The 7,082-nt window shown below is 37.8% G+C and carries 6 protein-coding genes; 4 read left to right on the top strand and 2 right to left on the bottom strand.

The genetic code is table 11. The features are described from left to right. Positions 1–266: 266 nt before the first annotated feature. The 3 genes from treP to treR all read left to right on the top strand — a co-directional run bounded on the left by treP (position 267) and on the right by treR (position 4,170). On the top strand, positions 267–1,694 hold the full coding sequence (gene treP, locus ACRX5O_RS23450; protein ID WP_433908158.1) for a PTS system trehalose-specific EIIBC component: 1,428 nt from the start codon (positions 267–269) through the stop codon (positions 1,692–1,694). Positions 1,695–1,755: 61 nt separating this feature from the next. Further along, complete coding sequence (gene treC, locus ACRX5O_RS23445; RefSeq protein ID WP_433908157.1) at positions 1,756–3,438, top strand: alpha,alpha-phosphotrehalase; 1,683 nt, start codon at positions 1,756–1,758, stop codon at positions 3,436–3,438. A gap of 15 nt (positions 3,439–3,453) precedes the next feature. Beyond that, positions 3,454–4,170, top strand: a complete 717-nt coding sequence (gene treR / locus ACRX5O_RS23440) for a trehalose operon repressor (protein ID WP_433908156.1) — start codon at positions 3,454–3,456, stop codon at positions 4,168–4,170. A 764-nt stretch (positions 4,171–4,934) separates the two neighbouring features. On the opposite strand, the gene ACRX5O_RS23435 is transcribed toward treR, so the two are convergent. After that, complete coding sequence (locus tag ACRX5O_RS23435; protein ID WP_433908155.1) at positions 4,935–5,363, bottom strand: MarR family transcriptional regulator; 429 nt, start codon at positions 5,361–5,363, stop codon at positions 4,935–4,937. 122 nt (positions 5,364–5,485) lie between these two features. Here ACRX5O_RS23435 and ACRX5O_RS23430 point away from each other — a divergent pair, with 122 nt between their 5' ends. Beyond that, positions 5,486–6,073 carry an NAD(P)H-dependent oxidoreductase gene (locus ACRX5O_RS23430; protein WP_433908154.1) on the top strand — a complete coding sequence of 196 codons (588 nt, stop codon included), beginning with the start codon at positions 5,486–5,488 and terminating at the stop codon, positions 6,071–6,073. A 60-nt stretch (positions 6,074–6,133) separates the two neighbouring features. On the opposite strand, the gene ACRX5O_RS23425 is transcribed toward ACRX5O_RS23430, so the two are convergent. Beyond that, positions 6,134–7,042 (bottom strand): Gfo/Idh/MocA family protein, encoded by a 909-nt coding sequence (locus tag ACRX5O_RS23425; RefSeq protein WP_433908153.1) that lies wholly within the window; start codon positions 7,040–7,042, stop codon positions 6,134–6,136. Positions 7,043–7,082 lie beyond the last annotated feature (40 nt).

Here is a 7,082-nt window from a genome sequence, read left to right as displayed (position 1 = left end):
TCTGATGTAAATTTAGTCATATAAAAAACTGCACCCCTCATTGTTAGATTAGTGTCTAACAATTGGGGTGCAGTTCAGATTCGGGCGTTTTTTTATTTGCGATGTTTTTTTAGGAAAGTAGATTGACAGATTTGTATATACAAGTTAGAATGAAAACGTAAACAAAACATGTATATACAAGTTGCTGAGGAATGTAAGCGAATTTATTACCCTTATTTGTTTCATAATAAAATTATTTGGTAACTTTTTACCAGGGAGGAATACGAATGAGTAACTATACTCAACCGGCAAAAGAATTGCTTGAACATATCGGTGGTAGCGAAAATATTTCCGTTGTTACCCACTGTGTGACAAGAATGCGCTTTGTTTTAAAAGATCCAAAAAAGGCAGATATAGATAAGATTGAGTCCATTAAGCTTGTAAAGGGAACCTTTACTCAAGCGGGACAATTCCAAGTTATTATTGGGAATGAAGTATCGTCCTTCTATAATGAATTTATTAAAATTGCAGGTGTAAGCGATACCTCTAAGGAAGACGCAAAACAAGCAGCGAAGCAGAATATGAACTGGCTTCAACGTATGATTGCTCACCTTGCAGATATCTTTACTCCATTAATTCCAGCAATCGTTGTTGGGGGTCTTATTCTTGGTTTCCGAAATGTAATCGGTGACATCAAAATGTTTGAGGATGGAACGAAGTCATTAATTGAGATTTCTCAATTTTGGGCCGGAACTCATGCGTTTCTATGGTTAATTGGGGAAGCGATATTCCACTTCTTACCGGTAGGGATTACATGGGCAGTTGCTAGAAAGATGGGGGCAACGCCTATTTTAGGGATTGTATTAGGGATTACACTTGTTTCACCACAGCTATTAAATGCTTATGGTGTGGCAGGTGCGACTGAAGTACCATTCTGGGATTTTGGTTTTGCAAAAATAGATATGATTGGTTACCAAGCACAAGTTATACCAGCGATTTTAGCAGGTTTAGTTCTTTCATTCCTTGAACTAAAATTACGTAAGGTCGTTCCAAATGCGATTTCCATGATTGTTGTGCCATTCTTTGCCCTAGTACCAACAGTATTAATAGCACATACCGTACTTGGACCATTAGGTTGGGCAATTGGTTCTTTCATCTCTGACGTTGTATACTCTGGCTTAACTTCTGCAGTGGGCTGGTTATTTGCAGCTGTATTTGGATTTGCTTATGCACCACTTGTTATTACTGGTTTACACCATATGACGAATGCTATTGATTTACAGTTAATGAGTGAGCTTGGTGGAACAAACCTATGGCCTATGATCGCTTTATCAAATATTGCTCAAGGTTCTGCTGTTCTAGCAATGATTTATATTAACAGAAAGAACGAAGAAGAAAAGCAAGTGTCTATTCCAGCAGCCATCTCTTGTTATCTTGGTGTAACAGAGCCAGCGATGTTTGGGATTAACCTGAAATACGGCTTCCCATTCCTAGCTGCAATGATTGGCTCATTGGTAGCAGCTGTTATCTCAGTAGGAAGCAATGTAATGGCGAATTCTATTGGTGTTGGTGGTCTTCCTGGAATTCTTTCCATCCAGCCACAACATATGCTAACATTCGCAATCGCAATGGTTGTTGCGATAGTTGTACCGTTCATCTTAACGGTTGTATTTGCCAAGATGAATATTGGTAAAGTATCTTTTAAAAGAAAATAATGTCGAGAGGAACATTTACTTGTTCCTCTTTTACTATTAAATAAGGGCTGGTGCTACAAAGATGACTCAACCTTGGTGGAAAAAAGCGGTCGTATATCAAATTTATCCAAAAAGCTTTAATGATACGACAGGAAATGGTGTAGGAGATATTAAGGGGATTATTCAAAAATTAGATTATTTAGCAACTCTTGGTGTAGATGTTGTTTGGTTAACACCGATATATGAGTCTCCGCAGCGCGACAATGGGTATGATATCAGTGATTATTTTCGTATCTATGAGCCGTACGGAACGATGGAAGACTTTGATCTTTTATTAAAGGAAGCCCATTTCCGTGGGATCAAAATTATTATGGATATCGTTGTTAACCATACGTCAACGGAGCATCAATGGTTTATTGAATCTAAGTCTTCAAAGGACAACCCGTACCGTGAGTTTTATATATGGAAGGATGCAAAAAATGGTGGAGCTCCGACCAACTGGGAGTCAAAGTTCGGCGGAAATGCGTGGCAATATGACGAAGATACAGATCAGTATTATTTACACTTGTTCGATGTGACTCAAGCGGATTTGAATTGGGAGCATGAACCGGTTCGTCGAGAAGTTTACGATATGATGAAATACTGGCTAGATAAAGGGGTGGACGGCTTCCGTTTAGACGTGGTGAACTTACTCTCTAAGGACCAGCGTTTCTTAGATGATGATGGGTCAACCGGTCTTGGCGATGGTCGTAAATTCTATACAGATGGTCCAAAAATTCATGAGTACCTACATGAAATGAATCAAGAAGTATTTTCTCACTATGACATCATGACCGTTGGAGAGATGTCCTCTACTTCCATTGATAACTGTATTAAGTATACAAACCCAGAGCGAAAAGAGTTGGATATGACCTTCAGCTTCCATCATTTAAAGGTTGATTATCCAAATGGAGAGAAGTGGACAAAGGCAGACTTTGATTTCCAAAAGCTGAAGCAAATATTATCTGACTGGCAAGTGGACATGAATAAGGGGGGCGGTTGGAATGCCTTATTCTGGTGTAACCATGATCAGCCAAGAGTTGTGTCACGCTTCGGAAATGACAAGGAATACCATAAGCAGTCCGCCAAGATGCTTGCGACAGTCATTCATATGATGCAGGGCACTCCTTATATTTATCAAGGAGAAGAGTTTGGAATGACCAATCCAAATTTCGCTTCCATTGATGACTACCGAGATGTGGAGTCGTTAAACATATTTGAGATCCTCAAAGGAAAAGGCATGACCGAACAGCAAATTCTCGATATTCTTAAGCAAAAATCACGTGATAATTCGAGAACGCCTGTTCAATGGAGTGATGAGGAGAACGCAGGATTTACTAAGGGTACTCCTTGGATTCTACCAGCAGCGAACTACAAAGATATCAACGCAGAAAAGGCAATGGCCGACCAAGATTCAGTTTTCTATCATTATCAAAAGCTTATCCAGTTAAGAAAAGAGTACGATATCGTGACAGACGGAAATTATGAGTTGCTTTTAGCAGATCATGATGCTATTTTTGCTTATATACGAAACAATGGTGATGAGAAATTACTAGTCGTGAATAATTTTTATTCCAAAGAAGTAGAGTTCCTATTACCTGAGCAAGTGGATACGGAAGGTGTTACTAGCACGATTTTATTATCCAACTATGCTGACTCATCAGAAGATATGAAACAAATGAAACTAAGACCGTATGAGTCTGTTGTGTACTATTTAAAAAAGTAAACTGGAGTTTTTAACATGACAAATAAGTATTTAACGATCCATAACGATATTGTACAGCAAATAGAAGCAGGGCAGATTGCCCCTAATACACTTTTGCCCTCTGAGCATGAGTTAAAGGACCGTTACAATACATCGAGAGAAACGATCCGAAAGGCACTTAACCTTCTGTCACAAAACGGGTATATACAAAAAGTGCGGGGAAAGGGCTCGATTGTCATTAAAAGTACCAAAGTAGATTTTCCTGTCTCTGGACTAGTTAGTTTCAAAGAACTAGCTGATAAAATGGGGCAAAAGCCAGTCACCATAGTTCACGAACTCTCGTTGATGAAACCAGATCCATTCATCATGAAGCAGTTAAACTTGTCCAGCAAGGACCACGTCTGGCAAGTGTTTCGAGTGAGGGAAATGGGCGGAGAAAAGGTAATCCTAGATAAAGATTATCTGAATAAAAAATTCGTCCCTGCTTTAACAAGAGAAATATGTGAGCACTCGATTTATGATTATCTTGAAAATGACCTGCAGCTTAGTATCAGCTTTGCAAAAAAAGAAATTATCGTGGAAGAACCGACAGAGGAAGACCGACAACTATTAGACCTTGAAGGCCATCATAATATTGTCATCATTAAAAATTACGTTTATTTAGATGATGCGAGCCTGTTTCAGTACACGGAATCCAGACACAGACCAGACAAATTCCGTTTTGTCGACTTTGCGAGAAGAAATCATATATAATACGAACCGAGTTTTATAGAAGGGTTCCGTTTTCGGGTGCTTCCTAATTAAAAGATGCAAGAAAAGACGTATGAATTTGGCATACGTCTTTTCTCTATTTATTAACGTATCTACGAGATCCCATTAACTTTGACACTTCAATTGACATCATAATAAAGATGGACAATAAGTATTAAATAGGGTCAAAACTTATGTCATTTGCAGTGCCGCTTTGAGTACAATTTTATTGATTTTTTAAGCTGGTCGATAAAAAGCTGCTGAATCTCACATCTAGGTTCAAGAGGGTCCGCACTATCGGTTGGGGATCAGGTAAAGCACCTGTGCTGATAAATAGACGGAGAAATTCCGCTTAAATTATAAATTATTATATAAAAAGGCTTAAATAGACGGAGAGATTCCGCCTATTGGCTCGAAAAATTTGAAAAAGGGGGATTTTCCCTTGCATAAGCGGAAAACCTCCCCTTATTTATCCCGAAACGAGTTCCATTCTGCATTTAACCGAAAAATCTCCGCTTATTTTACTTTTGCTGGTTACTCGATTAAGGACAAGACATCTTATTTAAATGGGAGAGAGTTTTATCTCAAAAATCCAAGAGAATCTCATTTTGATGCATTTCGATGAAACCGTATCACAAGCAAGTGAGGTTATATATATATAAGGTTTTTATATACCAAAAACGATGCCAATACAACTTTCATTTCGGCAAAAATTTAAGAAAGCACTTAAACGGCACCCTTTACTAATTTTATAGAAGGGGTTTTATTTAGGAAAAAATCTTCTGTTGAAGCAACTCAACAGCCTTATTGATTTCCATGAGCTCCTTATCAGTAAGATGTTTAATTCGTTCTTCAAACTGTATTTGAATTTTCCTAAAAGCAACTTGCATTAGTAAATTCCCTTTGTCGGTTAATTGTATATAGTATTTCCGACGATCACTTTCATCAGAAACCTTTTTACATAGATCCTTTTCTATCAATTTTCGCAGCTCTCGGCTTGTGTTCGGGAGAGAGACATGCAAACAATCGCTGATTTCTGTAATGGTAACAGATTGACTTACAGTAATATATTCAAGAATTTTATATTGAACTGGAGTGATATCTTCAGTTTTCGCATCTTTTGTCATATCATTGGTTATTTGATGTACATTTGCCATGAAGTGTACGAAATTTCTAAACAACAAATCTCTGTCCATTCAATTAATCACCTCACCACCCAAGATATCAAATACATTATCAAAAAACAATTATCATTTGACAACTAACTCAAGCTTTGTTAGGATTTAGTTATCAAATTACAACTAATTGGGTGATGATTATGAATGTATTGGTGATTTTTACACATCCGAATCATGAGAGTTTGAGTTATGCTTTTTTACAGGAAGTTTTGCGAGGCACTAAAGAGAATGCTCATATCAAAGAAATACAAGTAGTGGATTTGTATCAGGAACAGTTTGATCCTGTTCTGATTTTTAACGAAACAAAGCGTAGAAGAGATATGCACCGCGATGAGAAATTAAAGAAGTATAGAGAGCAAATTCTATGGGCGGATAAAATCGTTTTTATTTACCCGATCTGGTGGGGGCGACCACCGGCGATGCTGCTTGGATATATTGACCAAATGTTTGCATCTAGATTTGCCTATAAAGATAACGGTAGTCTTTTACCTGAGGGTCTTTTAAAAGGAAAGAGCGTGGTGTGTATTTCTGGAATGAAAGGTCCTACACTCTACCCATTATTCTGGTTGAACAATTCCCATAAAATATTAATGAAAAGAGCACTCTTTCAGTATGTAGGTATGAAGAAAGTGAAGTTTTTTGAATTTGGCAATATGGAAAGTCAAAAGGGGAAGCAAAAGGAAAAACTCCAAAAAATATATGAGTATTTCAGAAGAATAGATACTTAGACTAGGAAAGCAAAAAACAAAGCAAGAGGCCACCATGGATGGTTCTCTTGCTTTGTTAAATTACGCTCTAGGATCTATATGTTTGACGATTCTCTCGCATATCTCATGGGTGGTGAGAGAGTCATCGATGGATGGGTCTGGTGTGGAATTTGTTTGGACACATTCGATGAAATGGTCCATTAGCTGGTAAAAACCACGCTTATATAGCGTCGGCTCCCAGTCACCGAATTTTGTAATGCTAATTTCTTTATCATGATATCTGGTTGTTTCCACTAGGCTGTTCACGACAAATTTCTGATGCCCAGACATATATTCAATGATTTCCTCTGTTACACCACCGTTACGATTCATGATTCCGATGGCTATACAACCCTCACCAATTAGCTGTATAACGAGCTGACCCAGTGTGTCTCCGTTTTTTACATACTCCACCTTTACATCTTTGACCTCAGTATCCATGAGAAAACGTAGCGTATCGACCGCATGGATAAAATCCTCTACCACAAATCTACGTACATAATCAGGTGCTGCAAAGCGGTTCTTTTGCATGATAATAAGGTTTGGTTTCCCGTGTTCCTTTAGTTCTCTCACACGAGGGATAAATCGTCTGTTAAAACCAACCATGGCAATTTTTCCTTTGTCTTTAGCTAGACGAACAATTCTCTCTGTTTCATGGAAATTCATTGAAATGGGCTTATCAATGTATGTATGAATCCCATTTTGAAGCAGCTTTTCTGCTATTTCAAAATGACCCTCTGTCGCTGTGCTAACAATCGCTGCATCAATTTTTTTTAAAAGTAATTCGTCAATATTCTTCGCGGTTTCTTGAATACGGTATTTATTAGAAAGTCGAGTAAGTGTCTCTACATTTCTCGTACAAAGGACAAGTTCAATTCCTTCTTTTTCAGAAAGAACGGGTATATATGCTTTTTTTGCGATATCTCCTAATCCAATGATTCCAATTTTCATAAAAACACCTCATTTCTATACTTATAAAAAACCCCACAAT

The sequence above is a fragment of the Robertmurraya mesotrionivorans genome, from assembly GCF_050971805.1.
Taxonomy (GTDB): domain Bacteria; phylum Bacillota; class Bacilli; order Bacillales; family Cytobacillaceae; genus Robertmurraya_A.
Note: the sequence above shows the minus strand (reverse complement) of the source record. Positions and strands in the feature narration are given on the sequence as shown.